This window comes from Dolosigranulum pigrum ATCC 51524, from assembly GCF_000245815.1.
In the GTDB taxonomy this organism is placed as follows: domain Bacteria; phylum Bacillota; class Bacilli; order Lactobacillales; family Carnobacteriaceae_A; genus Dolosigranulum; species Dolosigranulum pigrum.
The window spans coordinates 832266-858192 of the sequence record NZ_JH601103.1 but is presented as its reverse complement, the minus strand read 5'-3'; the positions used below and the strand labels follow the sequence as shown (position 1 = coordinate 858192).

Here is a 25927-nt window from a genome sequence, read left to right as displayed (position 1 = left end):
TCTACTTTTAATGAAAAAAACCAAACCTGACGTGCAGGTTTGGAAAATATGCGTTTGCATTTTTATTCTTTAACAGCTTCTTTAAGGTTCTTACCTGCTTTGAAGGCAGGCACTTTAGTTGCTGGGATTTGAATTTCTTCGCCAGTTTGTGGGTTACGTCCTTTACGAGCTGCACGTTCACGCACTTCGAAAGTACCGAATCCAATTAACTGAACTTTTTCTTCTTCAGCTAAGAATTCTTGAATAGAGTCAAATACTGCTTCAACTGCAGCGTTTGAGTCTTTTTTAGTCAAGCCAGTCTTATCTGCAACTTTATCTACTAAATCTGCTTTATTAGCCATAATCTATTTTCACCTCCACGATTGTAGCTTATTGTAAGCTACTCATTCTACTCCCTCTATTCGAGAAAATAGTTGAAAGAGTCATATGTGACTTTCCATATACTAAGATACCATATAAACCTTGATACTGCAATGATTTCACACAATTTTTAAAAAATTATTTTCGAGCTCGCGCAATAATTCTGATCGGCGTACCAACAAATTCAAAGTTTTCACGGAATCGGTTCTCTAAGAAACGCTCATAAGAGAAATGCATTAATTCTGGATCATTGACGAACACAACAAATGTGGGCGGACTCACTGCAACTTGAGTGCCGTAATAAACTTTCAGTCGCTTACCACCGCTTGCAGGCGCTGGATTGGTCGCAACAGCATCCATCATTACATCATTTAGGACACTTGATTGAACACGTTGGGTGCGATTATGGTAGACCGCTTCAACATACTCTGGGATGCGAACTAAGCGTTGACCCGTTTTAGCAGATACAAATAAAATTGGGGCATAGCTTAAATATCTGAATTGATCGCGAATTTTCAACTCAAAATCTCGCATAGTATGATTATCTTTCTCAACAGTATCCCATTTATTCACAACGATAATAATTCCTTTACCTGCTTCATGAGCATAACCAAACACTTTTTTATCTTGTTCACGAATACCCACTTCAGCATCAATTACACATAAAACAACATCAGAGCGTTCAATCGCACGCATGGCTCGCATAACACTATATTTTTCCGTCTTTTCATAAACTTTTCCACGTCGACGAATACCAGCCGTATCAATCATAACAAATTCACGGTCATCTTGGGTAATGAATGGCGTGTCAATTGCATCACGAGTTGTTCCTTCAATATCAGATACAATGACTCGATTCTCACCTAATATTTTATTCACTAAACTTGATTTCCCTACATTAGGGCGACCAATTAATGAAAACTTAATTGTATCTTCACCATAAAGTTCTGGTTCGTCGGCTGGGAATTGAGCGATCACTTCATCTAATAAATCACCTAAACCCGTTCCGTGCGAACCTGAAATAGGATAAGGATCACCCAAGCCTAGTGCATAAAATTGATAAATATCTGTTCTCAATTCCGGATTGTCTGCTTTATTAACTGCTAGAATAATTGGTTTGCCTGATTTATATAGAATAGGCGCTACTTGATCATCCATATCAGTAATGCCATCTTGAACACTTGTCATCATAATAATAACATCTGCTTCTTCAATCGCAATTTCAGCTTGTAATTTAATCTCTTTGTGTAAGGGTTCTTCATCCATTGTGATACCACCCGTATCAATAAGAGAAAATTCTTTCCCTAACCATTCCGCATCGGCATAAATCCGATCACGTGTGACTCCCGGCTCATCGCGGACGATTGATATACGTTCTCCAACAATACGGTTAAAAATAGTTGATTTCCCTACATTCGGTCGACCTACAATTGCTACTAATGGTTTAACCATCTGATTCACCTTCTTTCATTAATTATCTTGTAATAAATAACTACCCAACTCAAACTGCAAAGCAGGGAGCTGGGTAGATGTTTTATGATCGTATATTAAATTAGTCGTTATCTCCGAATAATCCAGCTAATTGATCTCCGATTTGATCTCCAACAGAGAATGCTCCTTCACCATCGTTGTCGCGTAATGATGGTTGTTTAACATTTACTGATGAATCTTTTTTACGTTGTTTTGGTTGTGGGTTGCTTTCTGAACGAGCTGGTGCCTCTTTCAGAGCTTTCACACTAAGTGAAACGCGCTGACGGTCTCCATCTACATCAAGAATTTTCACTTCAACTTCTTCACCAGCTTCAAGTACCTCATGTGGTGTTTCCACATGTTTGTGAGCTAATTCAGAAATGTGAACAAGTCCTTCAACACCAGGCTTCAACTCAACGAATGCACCGAAATCAGTGATACGTTTGACAAGACCTGTAACAGTTGATCCTGCTTTGAATTCTTCTTCCACGTTATCCCATGGTCCCGCAATTAGTTCTTTAATTGAAAGCGATACACGTTCACGTTCAACATCAACGCTAAGAACTTTCACTTCAATTTCTTCGCCTTTTTTCAAGCGGTCTTTTGGATGGTTAATACGTTCATGAGCAATTTCTGAAACGTGAACTAATCCATCAACGCCACCTAAGTTAATAAATGCACCGAAGTTAGTTAAACGAACAACAGTTCCTTTAACAGTTGAACCTTCTTCAAGTGCTTCAAGCGCTTCTTGACGTTCAGCTTCTTCTTCTTTTTGAAGTAATGCTTTACGTGAAAGAATTAATTGACGGTCACTTGGGTCAATTTCTAAGATTTTGAATTCGTAAGTGTTGCCTTCAAATTCGCTTAGGTCACTAACAAAGTTTGTATCTAAGTGAGATGCTGGAACAAATCCGCGAACACCTAGATCAACGGTTACCCCACCTTTAACAACGCGAGATACTTGTGCTTCGATTGGCTCATTGTTGTCTGCTTTTTCCTGTAATTCTTCCCAAACTTTACGTTGGTCTACACGTTTTTTAGATAAGATGAAGCCACCTTGCTCTTTATCTTTAACATCTTTTAAGACAACTAGTTCAATTGAATCGCCAACTTCTACTTCATCAGCTGGGTCCTCAACATAATCAGTTGAAAGCTCACGTAGAGGGACAATTCCTTCTTGTCCGCTACCCAAACCAACAACAACATTCTTTTCGCTATCGATAGTTAAAACCTCGGCAGTAACTAAATCACCGGGTTTAACATCAACGACATCAGCCATAACCTGATCCATTGATGCGTTTTGTTCTAGATTTTTGTTCTCTTCTGACATTTACGACGTCCTCCCAATTGTACTTATTGCATACATCTATTATTATACATTATTATCGGCTCAATTGCCAACATTTATTAAAATCTTTTTAATTTTTTTGGATATTTTGGATAATTGCTTCTACTACCTCATCGATTGTCATTGTAGTAGTATCAATAACAATCGCGTCATGAGGCTTCTTAAGCGGTGATATTGCGCGATTGGAATCATATTGATCGCGCGCTTGAATATCAGCTAAGACTTGCTCGTATTCAGCTTGAATACCTTTTTGTTTATATTCATCTGTTCGCCGGCGTGCACGCTCTTCTGCACTTGCTTTCAAGAAGAATTTTTGGGTTGCATTAGGCAAGACTACTGTTCCAATATCGCGCCCATCCATAATGACATCTTTAGCTTCAGCCATTTGTCGTTGTTGTTCCACTAATTTTTCGCGAACTGTGCGATAAGATGAGATTAAAGAAACATGTCGCGTCACATCTTCTTGGCGTATGGCTTCGGTAACTTCGGTATTATTTAGCCAAACTTCCTGCCCCATTTTTCCATCTTCAAGTGTAATGGTTGTGTTATCCAACAAACGTGCTACCGCTACCTCGTCATCTAAATCGACATCTGATTGTAAGGCATATAAGGTCACGCTACGATACATTGCTCCTGTATCGATATACGTTAATCCTAAACGATTAGCAACGGCCTTTGCCACAGTGCTTTTACCTGATGAAGCCGGTCCATCAACTGCAATTGTAAGGTGCTTACTCATACGACACTCCTTAATTCACTTGCAAGGTATCGCCCGGTTGAATGGTTGAGTTCGCTGATAGGCCATTCTTTTGCAATAACTCATCCAACGTCATACCGTGGTTAACTGCAATTCGGTATAAGTTATCCCCTGCTTGGACCGTGTATGATGACCCACCGGATTGTTGCTGTTGCTGTGTTTGTTGTGTTTGTTGTGTTTGTTGCTGCTGATTGGACTGTTCTTGTTGTTGCGTTTGTTGCTGTTGTTCTTGTTGACGTGCCTGTTCAGCCTCACGTTCTTGTTGACGTTGTTCTTCGCGTTGTTGTTTTTTGCGCTCTTGTTCTTTCTCTTTTTTCTCTTGCTCTTCTTGTTTTTCTTGTTTTTCTTCTTCAGCTTTTTTCTCTTTTTCTTCTTTTTCTTTTTGACTGTCGCGTGCTTTCAAATTCAAGTCTTTAATATCATTTGAATTTTCTTGCAACGTCACTTGATCAGATGTTTGAGCTACTTGTGCCCCGTCTCTTCCGCGATAATATACATAGAAGAAAATCATAACGACAATCAACAGTCCTAATAAGGCTACTGATCCTGTTAAAATAGGTGAAATTTTTGATTTCTTTTTCTTGTGTTCGGACGTATCTTGATCCGCTTCTTCCATTTCTTCATCAAATTTCTTTGACCATAACTCTTCTTTATCGTTCATATCTTTTTTTGACATAATATATCCTCCTCATAACTTGTAATACTATTGTAACATATTTCCATACTCAATTTCATCAAGATTGAATAATCTCTTTAATATTTTTTTCTTCGGCCAAACTTGGTGTTGATGCAAGACAGCAATATTCGTTGTTTGCTTAAATTGGCCTAATAAGTCTTCATTACACGAATGACAACACTCCTCTGAGCTTTCGCTTGTCGCACCAAAATAATTAAGCAGTATCTCTCGTTTACAGGTTTCAGCCGATATATATTGTTTCATATAATCTATTTGGTGAGCCACTTGCTGTTGGCGCAATTTAAAATGCTGAATGGTCTCGGCAACACTATAATCATGTTGCTTGAAGTACTCTAACAAATGAACTTGTGGATCGTCAGCTACTTCGAGCGACTGACTATTTCGGTAAAAATAACGAATTGTATTTTCATCTGGAATATTCTGCTCTTTCAAAAAAGATTGCAACTGAGCATCTCCTGGTTCATAAAGTAAAATGGCAATACTCGGTTGACCATCCCGGCTGGCACGTCCAATCTCTTGCATATACATTGCTGGACTTGCCGGCATATGATAATGAATAACGAAGCGCACATCCGCCTTATTAATACCCATTCCGAACGCACTTGTCGCACATATAATTTGTAGTTTATTTTGAATAAACTGTTGCTGAATTTTAACTTTATCTGCTGAGGTTCGGTGCGAATGATAACTCTCTGCTGCCACATCTAACCGCTCATTAATCAGTTGACTCATCTGATCGGCTAACTTACGACTTGAAAAATAAATGATTCCTGGTTTTTGTAAGTAGTCAGCTAACTCTAATGTTCGCTCGACTTTATTCCCTTCTGTATATTCCGTCATTAATTTAATTTCCGGTCGATCAATAGTTGTTAAAATTTCACGCGATGAGTCAGGATCAAATGTCAACAACTCTTTTATCTCTTGTCGTACTTCTTCTGTTGCTGTAGCCGTTAGCGCCATAATAGGTGGTCGCCCTAGCTCTTGACAGTAATCACCTAACTGCAAATAATCTGGCCGAAAATCCATCCCCCAATGTGAAATACAATGCGCCTCATCTACAACAAACAAATTAATTTTAACTTGCTTTAAATATTTGAGCACATAATCTTGCTGCAACATCTCTGGAGATAAATACACCCATTTATATTGTTTTAAGTGATTTAAAATATATTGCTTCTCTACTTTTGTCATAAAACTATTTAAAGCAGTAACTTCTTGATGGCCACTTTGCTTTAACTTCTCAACTTGATCTTGCATTAATGACAATAAGGGGGAAACAATTAAAGTAATTCCCTCTCTAATATAAGGAAACAGTTGATAACAAAGCGATTTCCCTGATCCTGTCGGCAGCATCACTAAGGTATCATGTCCCGCCAAGGCTGATTGAATAGCCTCCTCCTGTCCAGAACGAAAAGATGAGAAACCAAATGAATCATTCAATACACGCACTAAATCTGTCACTCTCTCATCCTTTCTAGTTCAAACAATCGGTAATGCATAAACACCAATGGATCTAATTGTTCCTTAACCTTACTGTAAGAGAAGTCGCCCGTCCGATAGATTTCATCCAATCTATCATAGACCGAATCGGGAATAAATGAGCGATACGAAAAATCAGGTAGTACAAAAGCCATTTCAATAATATGCTCATGAATTGTATTGAGCTTCAGACGCCTCTCTCGCGCAATAGCGGAAGGAGATATCCCATTAGATAAATACTGCGCTGTTTCAAAAGTGCTAGGAGATAAGTGATACATCGATCGTGCTTCACAAGTAGCAAGTAATAATGATAATTGCGGAAAATCATCGTCTATTCGATTCAGTAATAGTTGAATAGCACCTTGCTTTTTTAGAAAAAAGGTAAACGCCGACAGGTCAAAATGAGCCTGAAGCTGCTTATCTGTACTACCAATTACTCCATTACCTGCTAGTTCATTGCTCAACAACTCACCTAATTGATCCGGCAATGTTTCAACCATTCGAACAACCTCACTCACCCACTGTTCAGAATCAAACTCAGCATGCTTCAATAATAGTTTTGCTTCACTTTGTAAAGTGGGACTTGTTGTCATCGGTGAAAATTGACGATTGGAAAATATTTTTTCTGACACAATTTGAGTTATTAATTGGAAAAAGTCCCATACATATTGCCGATAATGTGCCGTGAAAAATCCCATTGAGGGAATAAGCCAAGCAGGATTAAACAATCGCTCAAGTTGCTGCTGACCAAAAGCGGTTAGCTCAAATTTTTTATCCACGGAGCGAATGGTTTCTTTTGCTAAAAACAGTTCTTGTAACTGATCAAGCTGTTTCCGATTCACGTCATTAAATAAGCCAAAATGACCATGCCACTGTTTTTTCTCAACTAAATATAGCATGGTCGGCGTCGTTCGGCCAATTAAGACATTATAGATTTGCCCCGTATTTGTTGGTTGATTATACATCGCTAATATATACATCATAAACTCTTGATCCATCTGCATCCCCCCTTATATTCATTATACCGTTGTTAGTAAAATTATGAAAGGGCTCTTTTTGTTAATTTTCCAAATTAAATACGACCTAAAAATGAAAAACTCCCAACAATTAGTCCCCTAACTGTTGAGAGTTATAGATTTTATTGAAACTGTTCGTGATGTGTTACTATTGCTTCGTCATCAGTATTCAATCGTTTCTTCGTTCGGTCAAGCCAAGCTTTCATTTTGTACAATACAGCAAAAGTTATAAGACTAATGATAGCTCCTTTAATAAAGTTAAAAGGGATAAGTGCTGTGATAAAGTAATTATACATTGTGCCAAACATGTCCCCGACATTAAATCCCATTACTGATAAATAAGCTGGAAGTACAAAGGTATAATTTAATATGGACAAAATAATGGTTAGAGAAATTGTTCCCATTACACCTGCTAGAATATTTCGACCCATCTGAAGTGGTTTATGTCGAATAATATAGTAAATCGGGAGTGTATACGCAAGTGACGCTACAAATGCAGCTGTTGACCCGATTGGATATCCCATGTTTCCTCCAGTTGCTGCATACTGCAAAGCCGAGCGGAAGAAAGCAATAATCACTCCACTTATCGGTCCAAGCAAGTACATTCCAATAAAGACCGGCACGTCACTGAAGTCAATCTTCAAAAAAGGTGCATGTCCCAGAATTGGAATCTCCAAAAAGGCAATCAAAAATGCTATCGCTGATAACATCGCTACCGTCACTAATCGTTTCGTTTTTCCGTTTTCCATTCTAAATCCTCCTATAATTTTGCCAATTCAGGCATTAGTCGGATTCATCGTAGGGTCTCTGGGTATTTATATAAATAAAAAACTGCTTACATCCAGGGTAGGATATAAACAGATGGTAGACTTATACAAATAGCCCCATCTTCTTTATGCCAGACTGTACTGTCGGTACTGGAATTACACCAGCTCAGCTTACGCTCGTGGACTGTTACCACCGGTCGGGAATTGCACCCTGCCCCTGAAGATGAATCATTTATTAACATTTCTACTTGTATTTTATCATATACTTACAATTTGTCAAGTCATATATCAAAAAGTATTGACCTCCTGATGTTAATTAAGGCCACGCCCATTTAGGATACTTTATGAAGAAACAGTTTTGCGGAGTTTAGCCACTTCTTTGTCCTTCAAATGACGCCACTGTCCTAATGATAAGCCAGTTGTTTCTAGAAAGCCATATTTCTCGCGCGTCAATTCTTTCACTGGATGACCAACTGCTTGCATCATCAACTTCACTTGATGGTTGCGTCCTTCATGAATAACCAGTTTGACAATAGAATGATCTGTTTTTTTATCATAAGACAGCAATTTCACTCGAGCCGGCGCGGTTTCTTTCCCTTCAATTATAACACCTGTTTTTAATTGCTGAAGTGCTTCTTCAGTTACTCGACCGTTCACTTTAGCCACATAGGTTTTTTCGAATTCATAACGTGGATGCATTAATTTATTAGCTAATTCACCATCATTAGTCAATAACAAAGCGCCCGTTGTATCATAGTCTAAGCGACCTACTGGATAGATTCTTTCTTTTATACCCTCTACGCTATCAATCACTGTATCTCTATTTTGGGGATCATCCACTGTTGAAATCACTTGACGATCTTTATTCAGTAATATATATACTTTTTCTTCTCGTTCAATGGGTTCACCGTCAACTGTTATATGATCATCTGGTCCCACTTTGCACCCCATCTCAGTGATCACAATCCCATTAACTTTCACGCGACCTTTACTAATAATGTTTTCTGATTCTCGCCGGGATGCAACTCCCGCATGTGCCATAACTTTTTGCAATCTCTCCACTGTATCAATCCTTTCATCTTAAGTTTCTTCAGGTGTAAATAAAGTTGTTTCTTCAATAACTTGTTGGTCAGATAATTCAGGTAATTCATCAAGCTGATTTAAGCCAAAATAATCGAGAAAATAATCGGTCGTACCATAAACAACTGGATTCCCAGGTGCGTCTAATCGGTCAACTTCTCGAATAAGTTGTCGTAATTTCAATTTTTGCAAAGCTGAAGTTGCGGATACACCTCGGATTTCTTCAATTTCCATTCGGGTAATGGGCTGTTTGTAAGCAATAATTGATAGTGTTTCAATTAGGGCTTTAGACAACTTTTGCATAAGCGGTGATTGGGCATATCGCTTAACACTTGCTTGATAAGCTTGTTTTGTCACCATTTTGTAAGTAGATGCCGTTTGAATTAACGTGATGCCATGCGCTGGATTGTCTGTATACCGCTGCTTGAGTTGCGCTAAACAATTTGCAATGTAATCTGTCGTGCTATCTGTTAGCTGGGCGATATCTGCCAGACTTAATCCTTCATCACCAGCCACAAATAATATCGCTTCAATTTCAGCTAGATCATTCATTGAACTTCCTCTTTCTTCACCTTTTTTTGAATATAACGTAATGTGATTTCCCCATACACATCACTTTGGTTAGCTTTAATTGTTTGAGTTTTTATTAGCTCTAAGATGGCTAAGAAGGATGCCACCAACTCTGTACGCAAGACACCTTCTATCAAGTATGAGAACGTCATCGGTGAGTCAGCTTCGCGTAATTTAGTTGCGATTTCTGTCATTTTATCCGAGACACTGACTTGCTTTCGTTCAATTATAGTGGGGGGAGGGTCTTGTAGGGCACGTTCATTAAGTAGGCGAGTAAATGCAGTTCTTAAGTCTTCTAGTGATATTTCGTCTGCTTTTAAGGGGATATGTTCTTGATACTTTGTCACATCTGATTCTTCCTTAGTTATAAAAGCTGAACGAGCTTCCTCACGTTCTTGTAAATCCTGGGCAACCAGCTTAAACTTACGGTATTCGAGAAGTAACTCCATTAAATGCTCACGCGGATCTTCTCCCTCGTACCACATCTCTTCCTCATCAGCCAATGACTCATTACGCGGAACCAATAATTGGCTCTTAATTGCCATTAACGTTGCTGCCATGACGAGATACTCTCCTCCAACATCTAGCGCCAACATATTAGATTGTTCCAAATAAGCTAAATATTGCGTCGTTATTTCGGTAATAGGGATATCATAAATATCAATTTCAAGTTCATTGATTAAATGCAAAAGTAAATCTAGCGGTCCTGAAAAGACATCTAGATTTACCTTCCAACTATTATTTGTTTCCTGATTATATGTTGTTGCCATCTTATCCCTACTTACTCTGTTGCTGTATCCTCAATTTCTTGTTGTAACGCTTCTTGTTGATTGCGGCGCTTTTGCCACTTTTTGACGAATGAGCCCGATTCAAGTGTTCCCATTAATGTCTTATGCTCATATCGGTCACTTAATTGATCTAACATACGATATGTCAATCCTTCCCCTCGATAAGATGGGTTAACAGATAAGTGACGTAACAAAATAACATCTTCTTCCTCTTCTATACCTAACACTGCACATAAGTCATCGGTTTCTTCACTACGCCAGAGGAATAATTGTCTGGAATCATCATTTTTGTACATATCTAATTCTTCTGTTAAACGCGATGTTTCTTTCAAATCTGCGGTGTACGACAGCAATCCCATAGCGATTTTATCGTAGTCAGATTTAAATTCAATAAGCATTCATCTAACCTCCTTTTGCAGAGATTCTACCGTATCTCTAGTCCTTAGACAGATTACCATATTCCAGTAATAATCGCAATAAGTGATTATACTTAGCAAATTCTTTCGTAATGAATCGATTGCTACCCCAAGCGTCAACTATCTCCTTTATTACTCTGAGAGGTGAAAACTCCCAGAATAATAAAAGATTTAGCTATAATAACTGAGTAATTGCTTGATATCTTGGCAAATAATATTGTATTTTTTTATAGCAATTGATCGAGATAACTAGTTCCATTTTCGGTACTTTCGACATTAAAGTTCTCCGAAATAGTTTGGCTTGTATCAGCGAAGTACCCTTGAGCAATTTCACCAGCTTCTTCAAATGATGGGCTAATTGCTAGCAATGGCACGTATTCACGCGTATGATCTGTTCCTTGATGTGTTGGATCAGTACCATGATCTGCCGTAATGATAAGCAAATCATCTTCACGTAAGCTATCCATCAATTCAGGCAAGCGACGGTCCAAGTGCTCTAACGCATCGCGATACCCTTCTGGATTACGACGGTGCCCGTATTCTGAATCAAAGTCCACCAAGTTCGTAAAGCTTAATCCGGTAAAGTCTTTTTTCATGACTTCAAGTAATTTCGTAATACCATCATCATTATTTTTGGTCTTAATCGCTTCGGTAATTCCTTGACCATTGAAAATATCATTGATTTTACCGACTGCGATAACATCTTTACCCGCATCAGATAGGAAGTCCAGCGTTGTCTGACCAAATGGATTGAGTGCATAATCTTTCCGGTTACTTGTACGTGTAAAATGACCAGGCTCACCAACATATGGACGGGCAATAATGCGTCCAATCATATACGGATCTTCATTCGTAATTGACCGAACATATTCACAAATATCATATAACTCCTTAACTGGAATAACTTCTTCATGCGCCGCAATCTGTAGCACGGGATCAGCCGATGTATACACAATCAAATCACCCGTTTTTATTTGATGCTCGCCCCATTCTTCAATAATCTGAGTTCCAGATGCAGGGCGATTAGCTACTATATCGCGTCCAGTATACTTTTTAATTTTATCTAGCAAGTCATCCGGGAAGCCATCCGGGTATGTGCGGAAAGGGGTGTCAATTTGAAGCCCCATAATTTCCCAGTGCCCGGTCATGGTATCTTTCCCGACTGATTGTTCTTCTAGCTTTGTATAGTAGGCTGTTGGATGGTCGGTTGGAGGCACGCCTTCAATTGGCTCAATATTACCTAATCCCAGTTGTTGAAAATTCGGTAAATTCAAGCCAACTGTTTGGGCAATATTTCCTAATGTGTGAGCTCCCTCATCGCCAAATTCAGCAGCATCAGGGGCTTCTCCAATTCCGACTGAATCTAAGATAAGTAAATGAATACGATTAAATCTCATGATGTTCTCTCCTTCGATAGTCTGTTATCCTTAGCATAAGTGACTTCTCTAATAATTGCAACTGTTTTACTCTACGCTCGGGGATGGTAATCGCTATAAACTTGTTTCAAGCGGGTTTTCGTAATATGTGTATAAATCTGGGTGGTTGAAATATCCGCATGACCGAGTAATTCCTGAACCATACGCAAATCAGCCCCATTTTCCAACAAATGGGTTGCAAATGAATGACGCAATGTATGCGGGGTGACATTTTGATCGATACCTGCTTCTAGCGCTAACTGTTTTACTTTTTTCCAGACACCTTGTCGTGATAAGCCCTTGCCACGCGAATTCAAGAATACATATTCGGATGTTTCAGCCGACTGATCTTGCAAATATACTCGAGCACCGTCCAAATAATGATCTAACCATTGACTGGCAATCTCTCCTAAGGGAATAATCCGTTCTTTTTCCCCTTTTCCCATTGTTTGGATGAATCCCATTGTCAAGTGCATATCAGATAATTTCAAGTTGACTAATTCACTAATGCGCAAACCTGTGGCATACATTAATTCCAAAATCGTTCGATCACGTACTCCTAGTGGTGTTGTTGTATCTGGTGCCTCTAGTAACTGTTCGACTGCTTGGGGGGAGATTGCTTTGGGTAAAGTGGATGCTTTCTTTGGTGTGTCAATTAATTGCATCGGATCATCAGACACGATTGACTCACGTTTCAAGTATTGATGAAACTTACGCAAGCTACTGACCATCCGAATAATTGAGTTATCAGCTGCCCCAGATTGACGAAGTGTTTGTAAAAAATCTAAAATTTCAAATCGTGAAACCTCATCTAACTGAGTGATTTTTTTCTCCGTTAAAAACGTCAAATACTTTTCAATATCACGCTTATAACTGGTGACAGTATTAGCTGACAAGCCTCGTTCAATTTTTAAATAAATAATATATTCCGCTAGTGCTTCTTGACCGATCATCTCTGTTCCTTTCGTCATCCTTCTAATTATTCTAAAGCTTCTGCATTAGATTGACATTCACGACAGACCCCATGAAATGTTAAGCGGTGATCTTGCACGTCGAACTGGTATCGCTTCGCAATGGTTTGTTCGATACCAATAAGTAAATCTTCTTTTACTTCTTCAATTTTTCCACATTTAAGGCACAGAAGATGATGTGGCTGATGTTTTTTATCGTCGCGATTTAAGTCGTAACGAGCAAGGCCGTCCTGGAAGGTTGCTTTATTGATCACTTTCAGATCCGTTAAGATTTCTAAAGTTCGGTAAACTGTTGCCAGTCCGATACCCGCATTACGGCTCTTAACTTCCATATAAATTTCTTCTGCACTTAAATGCTCATGCTCAGCCATAATTTGTAGTGTCATTTCGCGCTGAGGAGTGAGCTTATAGCCCGCATTAGCTATTTTCTTCTTAATCGATGTTAGTTGAGATGAGGCGTTGTCTGCCATAGTATACTCCTTCATTTATAATCGTTCTAATGAAATAATTATTATTCTTATGTTTAAATTCCTATTAATAATTATTATAAGGTATTTAGCTACTACTCTCAACTTTTTTCGTATTAATTGATTATTTAGTCCAGTTGTGTCGCTTTTGTTCCCGTCTCATCTTGTTCAACTAAGTCCTGTTTCATTAATCGACCCACTGCACGCTTGAAAGCCCCTTTACTAATCCCAAAAAATGCACGAATAGTTTCAGGATCGCTTTTATCATGGTATGGAATTTTATGGTTATCACTACGCTTAATCACTTCATAGATCATTTGGGCATCATCATCCAGCACCTCATGAGCACGTGGCTTGAGCGAAGCATACAGAATACCATCTTCGCGCAACCCAATCACACGACCAGTCACTAATTGTCCTAATCTTGGCTCTTGCTCACGCTCTTCAGTTGGGATATAAGCTAAGTAAAAGTCACTAGTTATAATATATGAGCCTGATTGTCGCAGTTCAAAGACATGTCCTTTAATATCATTATTGTGCTGCGTTTTTGACCCTTTATGTGCCTTTTGTTGGAAAATATCTTGCGTGGCCATACGTCCCCATAATCGTCCCGCTTCATCCACTTCCAACGTCACATACAAGCGATCGCCTGCTTTGGGCCACAATTGTCTAATATCTGGCAAGTGATCTCGCGATACGACAATATCTTTATTCTGTAATCCGATATCAACGAAGACACCAAGGTCTCTCTGTACATTCACGACTTCTGCCCAATCATATCGATCTTCGGCGATTGGAATATCAATAGCTAATGATAGACGATCATTTTGGTCTAAGTAAGCTAAGCCCGTCACTTCCTCCCCGACCTGCTTTTCGACTTCAGATGTTACTTGATAGGTCTGCCCATTTTTTTGTGCAAAAACTGCTTTTTCGGTTATTTCAGAAATAGCGGCTGTAATAATTTGTCCTAATTGCTTATTCATATCTGCCTCTTCCTTTTTGATAAAAACAAGAGATGATTCTATTTTAGTCAGTAGAATCATCTCTTATCTGATATTGCGCCATACTAATTATAATTAGCTAGACCCAACTTATTTGTTTATTCTTCAATGGTTTGAATTTTCATAACGTTGGTAGTACCTGTTTCGCCAACTGGTACACCTGCTGTAATGATAATGTGATCACCCGGTTTTGCGAAGCCACCTTCAACAGCTTTTTCAGTTGCTAAGTCGAACAAGGCATCCGTTGAGTCAGTGCGTTCAGTAATAATTGGTTTTACACCCCATGAAAGAGCTAATCCACGTGCAGTACGCTCTGAGAAGGTGACAGCTAAAATTGTAGAAGCTGGACGTACTTTTGAGATCATACGTGCTGTGTGACCTGAATTTGTCGCTGCAACTACTGTTTCAATGTTCATATTCTTCGCAGTATGACCAACAGCTTGACCAATTGCTTCTGTTGCGTCACAATTATCTACATCATCTAAGTGTGAAATGCCGTTCATTTGGTTCAAGGCTAATTCTGTACGTGTCGCAATGTTGGCCATTGTTTGAACTGCTTGAACTGGATAATCTCCAGCAGCTGTTTCACCTGAGAGCATAATTGCATCGGTTCCATCATAAATCGCATTCGCAACGTCTGAAGCTTCTGCTCGAGTTGGTCGTGGGTTGACTTGCATAGAATCAAGCATTTGAGTAGCTGTAATAACCGGTTTACCAACTTTGTTCATGTAATGAATCATCATTTTTTGAACAACAGGGACTTCTTCAGCAGGAATCTCCACACCTAAATCACCACGTGCCACCATTAATCCATCAGACACTTCAACGATTTCTCGTAAGTTATCAACACCTTCTTGGTTTTCGATTTTAGGAATGATTTGAACGTGTTCCATATCATATTCTTTCAATAAATCGATAATTTCTTGAACGTCAGATTGACGACGAACAAATGATGCTGCGATGTAGTCGATGTCATTTTCAAGACCAAACTTAATATCAGCACGGTCTTTTTCGGTTAATCCTGGTAATTTAACCGATACACCTGGTACGTTAACACCTTTTTTGTTTTTTAAGACCCCTGTATTTAAGGCTTTTACAACGATTTCGTTATTCTCTTTGTCAAGCTCTTTAACTTGTAAATCAATTAGACCATCATCTAACAAGATGCTTGATCCTACATTTACATCATTAATCAAGTCAGAATACGTGATGGAGAATTTTTCTTCTGTTCCGACAACTTCTTCCATCGCGATACGGAGTGTGTTCCCCTTGATAATAGTAATAGCGCCATCTTTCATTGTGTGGGTTCTAATTTCAGGCCCTTTAGTGTCTAACATAATTCCGATATGTTTATTTAACTTATTAGAAATTTCGCGGATGTTTTTGATCCGTCCTAAGTGCTCTTCATGATCCCCGTGTGAAAAGTTTAATCGAGCAACATTCATTCCTGATTCAATTAACTTCTCTAAGATCTCTGGTGATTCACTCGCTGGTCCGATTGTACAAACAATTTTTGTGTTTTTCATTTTTAATAACTCACCTTCTATTAAATTATTATGCTTTTTTAGTTTAATTAGTTAGAAATTTCTTGGTTCAATTGATATAATGCTAAGTTTGGTTCATTACGGTGTTTACCACTTGTGACATCGGTAATATCATTTTCAACAATTTTTTCTCCTTGGATACCAAGAGCAATGCCACCTTTACCGTCAATTAAACAATCTACGGCATGAGCACCGAATTGACTTGCAAGTACACGGTCACGCGCTGTTGGTGATCCTCCTCGCTGAACGTGTCCTAATTCAGTCACGCGAACATGGAAGTTGTCAATTGCATCTAATTTTTCAGCAAATTCATTTCCTCCCATCACACCTTCCGCAAGTACAATTAAGGTGTGTTTTTTACCCCGTTGACGACCTTCTCGAATTGAGTTAGCTATCTTCGTAATATCAAAATCAACCTCTGGAATGATGATTTGCTCTGCACCACTTCCGACACCCGTCCATAGAGCAATATCACCGGCATCACGACCCATAACTTCGATCACGAATGTACGCACGTGACTGGTTGCCGTGTCGCGAATTTTGTCCAATGCATCTAAAACTGTATTGATGGCTGTATCGAATCCAATCGTGTAATCTGTACCAATAATGTCGTTATCAATGGTACCTGGAATACCGACACACGGATAACCATGTTTTGTTAAGGCATTTGCCCCTTTAAAGGTCCCATCTCCACCAATTGTCACCAATCCTTCAATGCCATACTTCTTCAATTGCTCAATCCCTTTCAACTGACCTTCTTCAGTTGAAAATTGCGGATAACGCGCAGAATAAAGCATTGTTCCACCTTTTTGGATTATATCACTAACATCTTTGCTTGTTAATTTGCGGATGTCACCGGCAACTAAGCCTGCATAGCCATAATTAATTCCGTAAACTTCAACACCTCTGTAACTTGCTTTACGCACAACAGCACGGATAGCTGAGTTCATTCCGGGAGCGTCTCCCCCACTTGTTAGTACACCTATTCGTTTCATTAATTTGTAAACCACCTTTTTTATTGTTTCATTTCTCTAAAATGTCTACCGCCAACCCTCTTACTCTATTGTAACACAACGTTGCCATTACCTAAAATGTCTTCCATTGCCGTAAGCGTTTTTTCATCTAAATTATAATAATATTCTTTTTTTAACCGGTTTTTTCGCCCGGTAGACGCATCAAATATGATAACTGGACACATTCCTAAATCTTTTTTAAGTAATGACTGAATGTGTTTGAATGCTTGAGCTTGTTCTTGCAATGAATTGAATCGCAAAAATAATTTATGTGATGCTTGTTCCAACAATGGAGCAGCTTGTTTTATATCAGAAGCAATTATATTCAAGTCTTCTTTTTGTTTAATATCTGGGGTAACTTTCCCTTTTATAATGAGGATATCATCTTGTTTAAATGTTTTAATAAATTGGCGATGCTGGTCAGGAAATAGAATCATTTTCATTACACCGGTTTCATCCGCCAATGTCACAAATGACATCGGTAACCCTTTTTTCGTTTGGATAATATGAATATCGGTCACACTAGCTAAGATGTACTTCGGCGAGCCTTCTTCTGCTTTGGCAATATAACTCAGTGGCAATACTTTGCGTAAAGATTGATATTGCTTTGTCGGGTGTCCGGAAAAATAAAACCCTGTTAAATCCATCTCCATATCCAACTTTTCTTTGAGCGAAAAGTCAGACGCTTGTTGCATTCGAGGTTTCATCATATGGAATAATTCCATATTTTGTCCACTAATCTTAACTGATTGAATAATATCCGCTAATGAATTTAGTAATGTCTGACGGTTGTGTGGTAAGTTGTCAAATGCGCCCACTTCGATTAATGGACGAATGTATTCAACCTTCAACCACCGCTCATCTAGCTGCTCAATAAAATGAATTAGATCCTTAAATTGTCCAACGACTTGTCGCTTTTCGATAATGTGCTTCGAGAATTCACTTGTAATCCCCTTAACCGTACTTAAACCAAATAAAATACCTTCATTAACAACCGAAAACAAGCCAAAACTTCGATTAATATCTGGTCCCATCGCTGTAATCCCACGATCTTTCATCTCTAAATTATAGAGCGCTTGTTTTTTATCATGACCAAATTCAGATTTTAATATTGCAGCAAAAAATGACTTCGGATAGTGCACCTTCATATAAGCTAATTGATAAGCTACCATTGAATAGGCCACCGCATGCGCTCGATTAAATCCATAATTAGCAAAGTGTTCAATGTAATCATACACTTGATTCGCTATTGTTTGACTATAACCTTGCTGTAATGCCCCTTGAATGAATGAGTCACGTCCTTGATCCATTTCTGACTGAATTTTTTTAGACATCGTACGTCTTAATTGGTCCGCTTCAGAAAGTGAATACCCGGCCAAGGTGGTCGCTACTTGCATAACCTGTTCTTGATACACCATGACGCCATACGTCACTTCAAGAATAGATTTCAAATCTTCATGTGGATATTGGATGGCTTCTTTCCCCTGTTTCCGATCAATAAAGTGCTGTATTTGCTTCATCGGTCCGGGGCGGTAGAGCGCGTTAGTCGCCACAATATCTTCAAATGAGGACGGGCGCATACGCTTAAGTACTTGCTTGATCCCTTCCGATTCAAACTGGAAAATACCATTCGTATCGCCTCTCGCAAAAAGCTTTAATGTCTCTGGATCATTAAGTGGAATGTCAGCTTTTGTCAGAGCACTACTTGATCCCTCATATGCGGAATAATGAAAACAATTGGCCAAAATTGTCAAGTTCTTCAACGCCAAGAAATCCATCTTTAACAACCCAATCGCTTCAGTATCTTCCATTGTATATTGGGTGGTCAATAATTCCCCACTCCCTAATTGCAAGGGAACATTTTCTTCAAGGGGAATATCAGAGATTACTACCCCGGCCGCATGAGTGGAAACATTTCGCGGTAAGCCTTCAATTGTTTTAGCGATTTGAAAAATTTGTTTATTACGGTTGCTACGCGCTACTAACTCGCGTAAGGAAGCTGATTCCTCATAAGCAATTTCCAGACTAATATGGCGTTGTTGGGACGTGGGAATTGCTTGTGACCATTGCTTCATCTCCTCGCTATCTGCTCCAAATACGCGCAACGTATCACGAACAGAACTTTTAGCAGCTAGCGTACTAAATGTTGAGATTTGGGCTGCGTGCTCATCGCCATAGGTATCGCGCACATATTGTAAAATTTTATCTCGTTTATTATCAGGAAAATCCAAATCAATATCCGGCATTGTATACCGCTGCTCATTCAAGAAGCGCTCGAACAATAAATCATACTCAATTGGATCGATATTGGTAATTTCAAGAGCATAAGCAACGAGCGAAGCCGCCGCTGATCCCCGCCCAAAACCTGTTTCAATCTGCTCACGTCTTGCATACGTCATAATATCCCATACAATTAAGAAATAGTCCGAAAAACCCATCGTCGAAATAACCGACAATTCTTTATCCAGACGCTCACGATAATCTTCTGTTACATCTACTATCCGACGCCGCAAACCTTCTTCAGCCAATTGTCTTAAATAACTATCCGCATCCATCTGCTCCGGTGTCTGATACTTCGGTAATAATTGTTGCCCCAGAGGAAGCTCAATATCAATACGATCAGCAATTAAGGCAGTACGATCTACCGCTTCTTGTAACCCCATTTTATGAAAAACTGCGCTAAATTCTTCTGGAGTTTTCAGCGCGTACTCACCTGTCAAATCAGCTTGACGATCAACCGGCTGACCACGATCAATTGCCTTTAGCACTTCGGTCGCAAACGCATCCTCAGCCTTAAGATATTGCACATCTCCCAAAGCAACCAACTCGCCACCTGCTGCTTCTAGTAATTGAACAAACGTATTCTCCTGCTCCGGACTGATTCCTAAAAAACTATCTGGGAATTGAGCGGCTATATCCGCGACTAATTCCCTAATAGCTTCTTCTTTGTGCCCAAGATATAATTGATGTAACTCACTTTGAAGTGTTGGAACAATGATAATTAAAGTTGACGACAGTTCCTTTATACGCTCAAGTGACACAGCTTCTTGCGCTTTACGTTGGTAACTGGACAATTTTATTAGTGCTTGATACCCTCTAAAGTCTTTCGCTAACAAAATAAGCGGATAAGTTACACTCGCACTAGTGAAACCTTCTGCATCCAATGTTAGACCAATTATCGGTTGGATACCGTACTTTTTGGCTGCCTGGTAAAACTCAACTGCACCATATAAGACATTGTGATCCGTCAGTGCAATGGCACTATAATTCATCTCAGCTGCTTGTTGCACTAAGTCTTTTACCTTAATCGGACTCTCTAACAATGTATATGAGCTTTTTACCTGTAGATTCACAACCGTCATCTTGCTTACTCCTTACTGTACATTAATCTTCAAAGATTCATCAGTTACATCTATCGTCAGCTGCTGACCCGCTTCAATCTCTTCAGCAATGATCATTTTGGCAATTGGGGTTTCTAAATGTGTTGTCAAAAAGCGTCTGATCGGTCGTGCCCCATAAGCTGGATCATAAGCTTCTTGAGCAATCCACTTCTTAGCCTGATCGGTAATGGCTAACACAATATTTTGAGCTTGGAGTCGCTCTTGCAGCGTTGCTAATTGTAATTCAACAATTCCCGCCATGACTGCCATTGAAAGTGGTTTAAAGGTCACCACTTCATCAATGCGGTTTAAAAATTCTGGTCTAAAATGCTGACGCAACATTTCATGCAACGCCTCTCTTACCTCTGAGGAAATTTCAGGCGTATCGTCTCCTGCCTTCACTTGATCGAGCAATAAATGCGCACCAATATTACTCGTCAAAATAAGAATGGTATTTTTAAAATCAACACGGCGTCCTTTTGCATCTGTTAATACACCATCATCTAACACTTGTAATAGTAAGTTAAAGACATCCTTATGCGCTTTTTCCACTTCATCAAATAAAATAATACTATATGGATTAAATCGAACAGCCTCTGTCAACTGACCACCATCATCATGACCAACATAGCCTGGTGGAGAACCAATTAACTGTGAAACTGAATGTTTTTCCATATATTCACTCATATCTAAGCGAATCATATTATCCTCTGATTCAAACAATTCCCTAGCTAGTACTTTTGCCAGCTCGGTCTTTCCCACTCCAGTAGGGCCTAAAAATAAGAATGATCCAAGTGGCCGGTTCGGATCTTGAATACCGACACGCGAACGAATAATCGCGTCCGAAACGGCACTGACCGCTTCCGTTTGACCAATAACCTGCGAAGATAATGTCTCTTCTAAGTGCATTAACTGCTTGCGTTCATCAGACTGTAACTTATGAACTGGAATCCCCGTCTTCTTCGCAATCAAACTATAAATAGCCTGATCATCCACCACGCGCTTCGCGGTATCTATCTCGGTAGTAATGCGCAACTTAGCAGCTGCTTCATCCATCACATCGATCGCTTTATCAGGTAAGTGACGCTCTGGAATATACCGCTTCGATAAGGTCGCTGACAACTCTAAAGCTTCATCTGAGATACTTAATTGATGAAATGCCTCATACTCCGGACGAATCCCGCGTAAAATTGTTATTGTCTCTTCCACGGATGGTTCTTTAATTTGAATAGGTTGGAAACGACGAACTAGTGCCCGATCTTTTTGGAAGTGCTTGCGATACTCTGCTCGCGTTGTTGAGCCAATCACTTTAATCGTTCCCCGTGCTAAGAGAGGTTTCATCAAATTACCCGCATCCAAAGATCCTTCTGCATTCCCTGCTCCAACAATCGTATGTATCTCATCGATAAATAATATCGCCTTCTCCTCCGCTTGCAATTCTTCCAGTACGGCCTTCATCCGGGCTTCGAATTCCCCACGAAAAGAAGCTCCCGCTACTAAGGCCCCTAAACTAAGCGAATAAATAGTAGCTCCTTGTAAATTAGCTGGTGCTTCAGTTGAAGCAAGCCGCGCTGTCAATCCTTCCACAATTGCTGTCTTCCCCACTCCAGGCTCACCAATTAGAATCGGGTTATTTTTTGTCTTCCGCGAGAGAATTTGAATCATATGATCGGTCTCCTCATCACGTCCGACCACATGACCGATCTCTCCTTGACGGTTCAATGCCGATAAATTAACCGCATACTGGTCCAGGTAACGTTCTTCCGACTCTTCAGACATATTACTCTCGCCATTTAAAATTCGAATAGCCCGAAAAATCTCAGCCCGACCAATCCCATACTGTGCAATCTCTTGTACAATCGGATGATAATAACGATTCATCACACTTACTAATAATAAATCAATATTAATCGATTCATACTCATATTTCGTCGCTAAGTCCCGTGCATCTTTGAACACATGGTAGAGTTGATGACTCATCTGTTTATCTTGAGGTGATTGTTCCTTAGATGTAGTGGATAATTTCGCCATCTCTGCTTCAACCACTTCTTGTAATTTCTCTAGATCCACTTGAAGTTCCTGATAAATCGCTTGCGTTCGTTCCTCTTCAATCAACACACTCCACATATGCGGTATCTCTAATCGACGATGAGACTGGTCATATGCCTTTTGTCTTGCTTTCTCAACCGCCAACTCAACCCCCGCTGTATAGTTCATCCACTCACCTTCATTCCTTCTACTTATCTGCCCTTATTCATACTTAATAACTTGTCATTTTCAAAAATTATCGAATTCCTAATGCAATTCGCGCATAACGTGTCATTCGCGATGTATCCCAAGCTGGGTACCAGACGAGCTTCACATCAGTTTCCGTAACCTCATCTACTTTATCCACTGCTTCAATAATATCTCCCGTAATCACATCTGCAAGTGGACATCCCATCGTCGTCAGTGTAATTTTAATCTCACAATACCCACCATTGAAAACATTCACTTCATAGACCAATCCCAAGTTAACAATATCAATTCCTAACTCCGGATCAATCACTGTCTCCATCGCTTGCAGCACTTTTTTCTTAACCTGTTCAATATCTGCGTCTGTCCATGTTGCATTTTCTTCAGACATAATGCTCCTCCTTATTCTTCCTCGCCTACTAGTTTACCATATTCACCTTAAATGTCTAATTAATCATTTTATCACTTCTATTAATAATTACTCTGGGATTTCCTCCTCATAACAAGCTTAAGTTCATCCTTTAAGTTCTAAAATAATCATGGTACACTTATATATACAAAAGAAGATGGAGGCCACCTGAATGAATAAAAAGTTAATTGCTATTGATCTAGATGGAACAACTTTAAATGAACAAACAACGATTGATCCGCTAACTATCGACGTTATTCAACAACTGCGTAAACAAGGACATATTGTCTCAATTGTCACTGGACGCCCGTATCGAACCAGTTATCAACATTATGATACACTAGGCTTAGATACCCCTATCGTCAACTTTAACGGGGCTTGGTGCCATTTCCCAAATCATGCTGATTGGGCATATGCGTACCATAAATATTTATCAACTGATTTAATGCACGACCTATTCCAGTTAAAAGACAAAAAAGAAATTCAATTAATTTCTGCCGAGGTGGGACAACACGTCTATACCAGTAGCCCATATGTTCCTTATGAGGACTTTTTCCCTGATGGATCAGAAGCTGCTGAGCCTTATACTAAGGACTTACAGGCACAACCAACCGCTGTAAATGCCTTTACACCAAGCAAGCACCTTCAACATAAAATTGAAAAACAAATTATTAAGGACTACGGTGATAAAGTAGAAATTAGAACTTGGGGCGGTAAAGCACCTTGCGTAGAAATTGTTGCAGCCGGTGTGCAAAAAGCCATGGGAGTTGAAAAAATAGCCGACTACTACAATATTCCTCAAAAGGATATTATCGCACTTGGTGATGAAGATAATGACTACGAAATGATTCAGTTTGCTGGACACGGCGTTGCCATGAAGAATGCCATCCCATCCATTAAAAAAATTGCTAATGATATCACTGATTATACCAACGACGAACAAGGTCTTGCTCGATACTTGGCCAAATACTTTGGGATTGAACTAAAATAGTGGACTTAATAAAATTGAGCATAAAAAAACCCGTAAGATTATTGAAAATAAATAATCTTACGGGTTATCTTTTTACTCTATCCTATTTCGCTGCTTCTTCACCAGCATGACGGCCGAAGACAATAATGTCAGCTACTGCATTTCCGCCGATGCGATTCTGACCGTGAATTCCGCCTGTTACTTCTCCTGCTGCGTATAAGCCTGGGATAGCTTCTCCAGCTTCATCTAATACAGCTGTTTCAGTATTAATTCGCAAGCCACCCATCGTGTGGTGTACGCCTGGTGCTATTTTAATCGCATAATAAGGGGCTTCAGAAAGTTGGTGCTCCATTCCTGTCTCTCGTCCAAAATCCGGATCTTCTCCTGCTTGAACATGTTCATTCCAAGCTGTAACGGTTGCTTCCAACGTTTCAGCATCTACATCAATTTCTTCAGCTAATTTAGCTAAGGTTTCTCCCTTCTGAACTAATCCTTGTGACTCATAAAAATCAATAGCTGGCACGCGTTCACGCAATGCTTGGTCAACAATCAAATACGAATAACCTTCATCTAACGATTGAATAGCTTCAGACACGGCATCTCTCGTATCCAGTTCATTAAAGAAGCGTTCGCCTTTCTGATTAACTAAGATAGCACCTTCTCCACGAACAGCCTCAGTAATTAAAAAGCCCTCCGTTTGATCCACAGTGGGATGTACTTGAACGTGCTCCATATCAACTACATCAGCACCAACTTCTTGAGCCATCTTAATCCCATCTCCAGTTGCTCCTTCATGGTTCGTTGTGACAGAATCAGCTGCATCAGGTTCGAATTCTTGTAACATGTCAGGACTTGCACCAAATCCACCCGTTGTTATAATAGTTGACTTCGCTTGTATGGACATTTGATTCGTCTGTCCGACTGCAACATCAATCCCAGTCACTACCCCATCTTCTTGCATTAAACCATTGACTTCTGAGTTTAAAAATAACGGAATATCACGCTCACTCAAGTTTTCAATTAAACCATCTACCAAGTATTCTCCAACAGGTGACCCATCTTCTGGTCGATGGGCGCGTGGAACACTCATACCACCTGTTGTTGTTAAATTATTTAATGTAATCCCTAAGCTGTCTAACCATTCAATGGCATCTGCCGCATTGTCTGTTAAATAGCGCAGCAATTCTTGATCATTGGTTCCTTTTCCACCTTCAAGTGATTCCTCAAAGAATTTTTCTTTTGAATCTTCAATCCCTTCAGCTTCTTGGAAGATGGTCTCGGACGCATTCATCCCTGCACTGGCTCCATTCGTATTCCCACCAGCAACCGGCATTTTCTCGAATACCGCTACACTAGCACCAGCATCATGAGCTGAAATAGCTGCCGCTAATCCAGCTCCACCAGACCCAACCACTACTACATCGTATGAATCCTGTACTTTATCAGGATCAGTTGCATACATATCTTCCGATGCACTAGAATTAGAATCTGTTTCTGCTGTTTCTGTTGTTGTTTCATCCTGTGGTTCTTCCGGAATTAATTCGGTCTTCTCCTTTGTCTGATCTACTTCCCCGCTACAAGCACCTAATAAAAGAGTCACACTGGCTAATGTTGTTATAATTGATTTTTTCATGATATAAACTCCCTATTTTTATTATAATTGTGATTTTTTACACATATAATATTAACAAATGATCATTTGTTTGTCAATGAACAATAAAAATAGGAATAGTTACTTTATCGTTTAAATCACTAAAAATATTAGTAATGACCA

Annotated in this window: 22 protein-coding genes, 1 pseudogene and 1 riboswitch; of the genes and pseudogenes, 1 reads left to right on the top strand and 22 read right to left on the bottom strand. The window is 39.4% G+C overall.

The features are described 5' to 3' along the window. Positions 1 to 62 precede the first annotated feature (62 nt). From hbs to HMPREF9703_RS03815, 21 genes and pseudogenes are all read right to left on the bottom strand, one after another. A complete protein-coding gene (gene hbs / locus HMPREF9703_RS03915; protein ID WP_004635784.1) occupies positions 63 to 341 on the bottom strand; it encodes a non-specific DNA-binding protein Hbs in 279 nt (92 codons plus the stop codon). A gap of 157 nt (positions 342 to 498) precedes the next feature. Further along, a complete protein-coding gene (der, locus tag HMPREF9703_RS03910) occupies positions 499 to 1812 on the bottom strand; it encodes a ribosome biogenesis GTPase Der (protein ID WP_004635782.1) in 1314 nt (437 codons plus the stop codon). Positions 1813 to 1912: 100 nt separating this feature from the next. Continuing rightward, positions 1913 to 3160: a 30S ribosomal protein S1 gene (rpsA, locus tag HMPREF9703_RS03905; RefSeq protein WP_004635781.1), complete on the bottom strand. Its 1248-nt coding sequence runs from the start codon at positions 3158 to 3160 to the stop codon at positions 1913 to 1915. Between the two features lie 88 nt (positions 3161 to 3248). Continuing rightward, positions 3249 to 3917 carry a (d)CMP kinase gene (cmk, locus tag HMPREF9703_RS03900; protein ID WP_004635780.1) on the bottom strand — a complete coding sequence of 223 codons (669 nt, stop codon included), beginning with the start codon at positions 3915 to 3917 and terminating at the stop codon, positions 3249 to 3251. A gap of 10 nt (positions 3918 to 3927) precedes the next feature. Continuing rightward, positions 3928 to 4611 carry a LysM peptidoglycan-binding domain-containing protein gene (locus tag HMPREF9703_RS09260; RefSeq protein WP_004635779.1) on the bottom strand — a complete coding sequence of 228 codons (684 nt, stop codon included), beginning with the start codon at positions 4609 to 4611 and terminating at the stop codon, positions 3928 to 3930. 27 nt (positions 4612 to 4638) lie between these two features. Continuing rightward, entirely contained in the window at positions 4639 to 6093 is a 1455-nt protein-coding gene (locus HMPREF9703_RS03890) for a RecQ family ATP-dependent DNA helicase (RefSeq protein ID WP_004635778.1), read from the bottom strand. After that, positions 6090 to 7109, bottom strand: coding sequence for a helix-turn-helix domain-containing protein (locus HMPREF9703_RS03885; RefSeq protein WP_004635777.1), 1020 nt, complete (start codon positions 7107 to 7109; stop codon positions 6090 to 6092). Before HMPREF9703_RS03885 ends, HMPREF9703_RS03890 begins: the two co-directional genes overlap by 4 nt. A 140-nt stretch (positions 7110 to 7249) precedes the next feature. Next, the gene (locus HMPREF9703_RS03880) at positions 7250 to 7876 is read right to left on the bottom strand and encodes an ECF transporter S component (RefSeq protein WP_004635776.1); all 627 of its coding nucleotides are present in this window, start codon (positions 7874 to 7876) and stop codon (positions 7250 to 7252) included. 133 nt (positions 7877 to 8009) lie between these two features. Beyond that, a riboswitch (FMN riboswitch) is annotated at positions 8010 to 8123 on the bottom strand. A gap of 113 nt (positions 8124 to 8236) precedes the next feature. Next, positions 8237 to 8956: a pseudouridine synthase gene (locus HMPREF9703_RS03875; RefSeq protein ID WP_004635775.1), complete on the bottom strand. Its 720-nt coding sequence runs from the start codon at positions 8954 to 8956 to the stop codon at positions 8237 to 8239. Between the two features lie 18 nt (positions 8957 to 8974). Then, the gene (gene scpB, locus HMPREF9703_RS03870) at positions 8975 to 9526 is read right to left on the bottom strand and encodes an SMC-Scp complex subunit ScpB (RefSeq protein WP_004635774.1); all 552 of its coding nucleotides are present in this window, start codon (positions 9524 to 9526) and stop codon (positions 8975 to 8977) included. Beyond that, the gene (locus tag HMPREF9703_RS03865; RefSeq protein ID WP_004635773.1) at positions 9523 to 10314 is read right to left on the bottom strand and encodes a segregation and condensation protein A; all 792 of its coding nucleotides are present in this window, start codon (positions 10312 to 10314) and stop codon (positions 9523 to 9525) included. The genes scpB and HMPREF9703_RS03865 overlap by 4 nt, the downstream gene beginning before the upstream one ends. A gap of 11 nt (positions 10315 to 10325) precedes the next feature. Beyond that, positions 10326 to 10730, bottom strand: coding sequence for a GNAT family N-acetyltransferase (locus tag HMPREF9703_RS03860; RefSeq protein ID WP_004635772.1), 405 nt, complete (start codon positions 10728 to 10730; stop codon positions 10326 to 10328). Positions 10731 to 10975: 245 nt separating this feature from the next. Next, entirely contained in the window at positions 10976 to 12145 is a 1170-nt protein-coding gene (gene deoB, locus HMPREF9703_RS03855; protein WP_004635771.1) for a phosphopentomutase, read from the bottom strand. 71 nt (positions 12146 to 12216) lie between these two features. Further along, positions 12217 to 13116, bottom strand: a complete 900-nt coding sequence (xerD, locus tag HMPREF9703_RS03850) for a site-specific tyrosine recombinase XerD (protein WP_004635770.1) — start codon at positions 13114 to 13116, stop codon at positions 12217 to 12219. Between the two features lie 26 nt (positions 13117 to 13142). Further along, positions 13143 to 13604 (bottom strand): Fur family transcriptional regulator, encoded by a 462-nt coding sequence (locus HMPREF9703_RS03845; RefSeq protein WP_004635769.1) that lies wholly within the window; start codon positions 13602 to 13604, stop codon positions 13143 to 13145. Positions 13605 to 13729: 125 nt separating this feature from the next. Next, positions 13730 to 14584, bottom strand: a complete 855-nt coding sequence (locus HMPREF9703_RS03840) for a CvfB family protein (protein WP_004635768.1) — start codon at positions 14582 to 14584, stop codon at positions 13730 to 13732. A 125-nt stretch (positions 14585 to 14709) separates the two neighbouring features. Further along, positions 14710 to 16128: pseudogene (pyk, locus tag HMPREF9703_RS03835) on the bottom strand (pyruvate kinase); the annotation flags it as partial. Between the two features lie 47 nt (positions 16129 to 16175). Further along, positions 16176 to 17141 (bottom strand): 6-phosphofructokinase, encoded by a 966-nt coding sequence (gene pfkA / locus HMPREF9703_RS03830; protein WP_004635766.1) that lies wholly within the window; start codon positions 17139 to 17141, stop codon positions 16176 to 16178. A gap of 65 nt (positions 17142 to 17206) precedes the next feature. Then, on the bottom strand, positions 17207 to 20521 hold the full coding sequence (gene dnaE, locus HMPREF9703_RS03825; protein WP_004635765.1) for a DNA polymerase III subunit alpha: 3315 nt from the start codon (positions 20519 to 20521) through the stop codon (positions 17207 to 17209). A 12-nt stretch (positions 20522 to 20533) separates the two neighbouring features. Next, positions 20534 to 22756 (bottom strand): ATP-dependent Clp protease ATP-binding subunit, encoded by a 2223-nt coding sequence (locus HMPREF9703_RS03820; RefSeq protein WP_004635764.1) that lies wholly within the window; start codon positions 22754 to 22756, stop codon positions 20534 to 20536. Positions 22757 to 22823: 67 nt separating this feature from the next. Further along, the gene (locus tag HMPREF9703_RS03815; RefSeq protein WP_004635763.1) at positions 22824 to 23165 is read right to left on the bottom strand and encodes a metal-sulfur cluster assembly factor; all 342 of its coding nucleotides are present in this window, start codon (positions 23163 to 23165) and stop codon (positions 22824 to 22826) included. A 190-nt stretch (positions 23166 to 23355) separates the two neighbouring features. On the opposite strand from HMPREF9703_RS03815, the gene HMPREF9703_RS03810 reads away from it, so the two are divergent. Then, on the top strand, positions 23356 to 24174 hold the full coding sequence (locus tag HMPREF9703_RS03810; protein WP_004635762.1) for a Cof-type HAD-IIB family hydrolase: 819 nt from the start codon (positions 23356 to 23358) through the stop codon (positions 24172 to 24174). A gap of 82 nt (positions 24175 to 24256) precedes the next feature. Here the strand turns inward: HMPREF9703_RS03810 and HMPREF9703_RS03805 are convergent, their stop codons facing one another. Next, positions 24257 to 25786, bottom strand: a complete 1530-nt coding sequence (locus HMPREF9703_RS03805) for a flavocytochrome c (protein WP_004635761.1) — start codon at positions 25784 to 25786, stop codon at positions 24257 to 24259. Between the last annotated feature and the right edge of the window lie 141 nt (positions 25787 to 25927).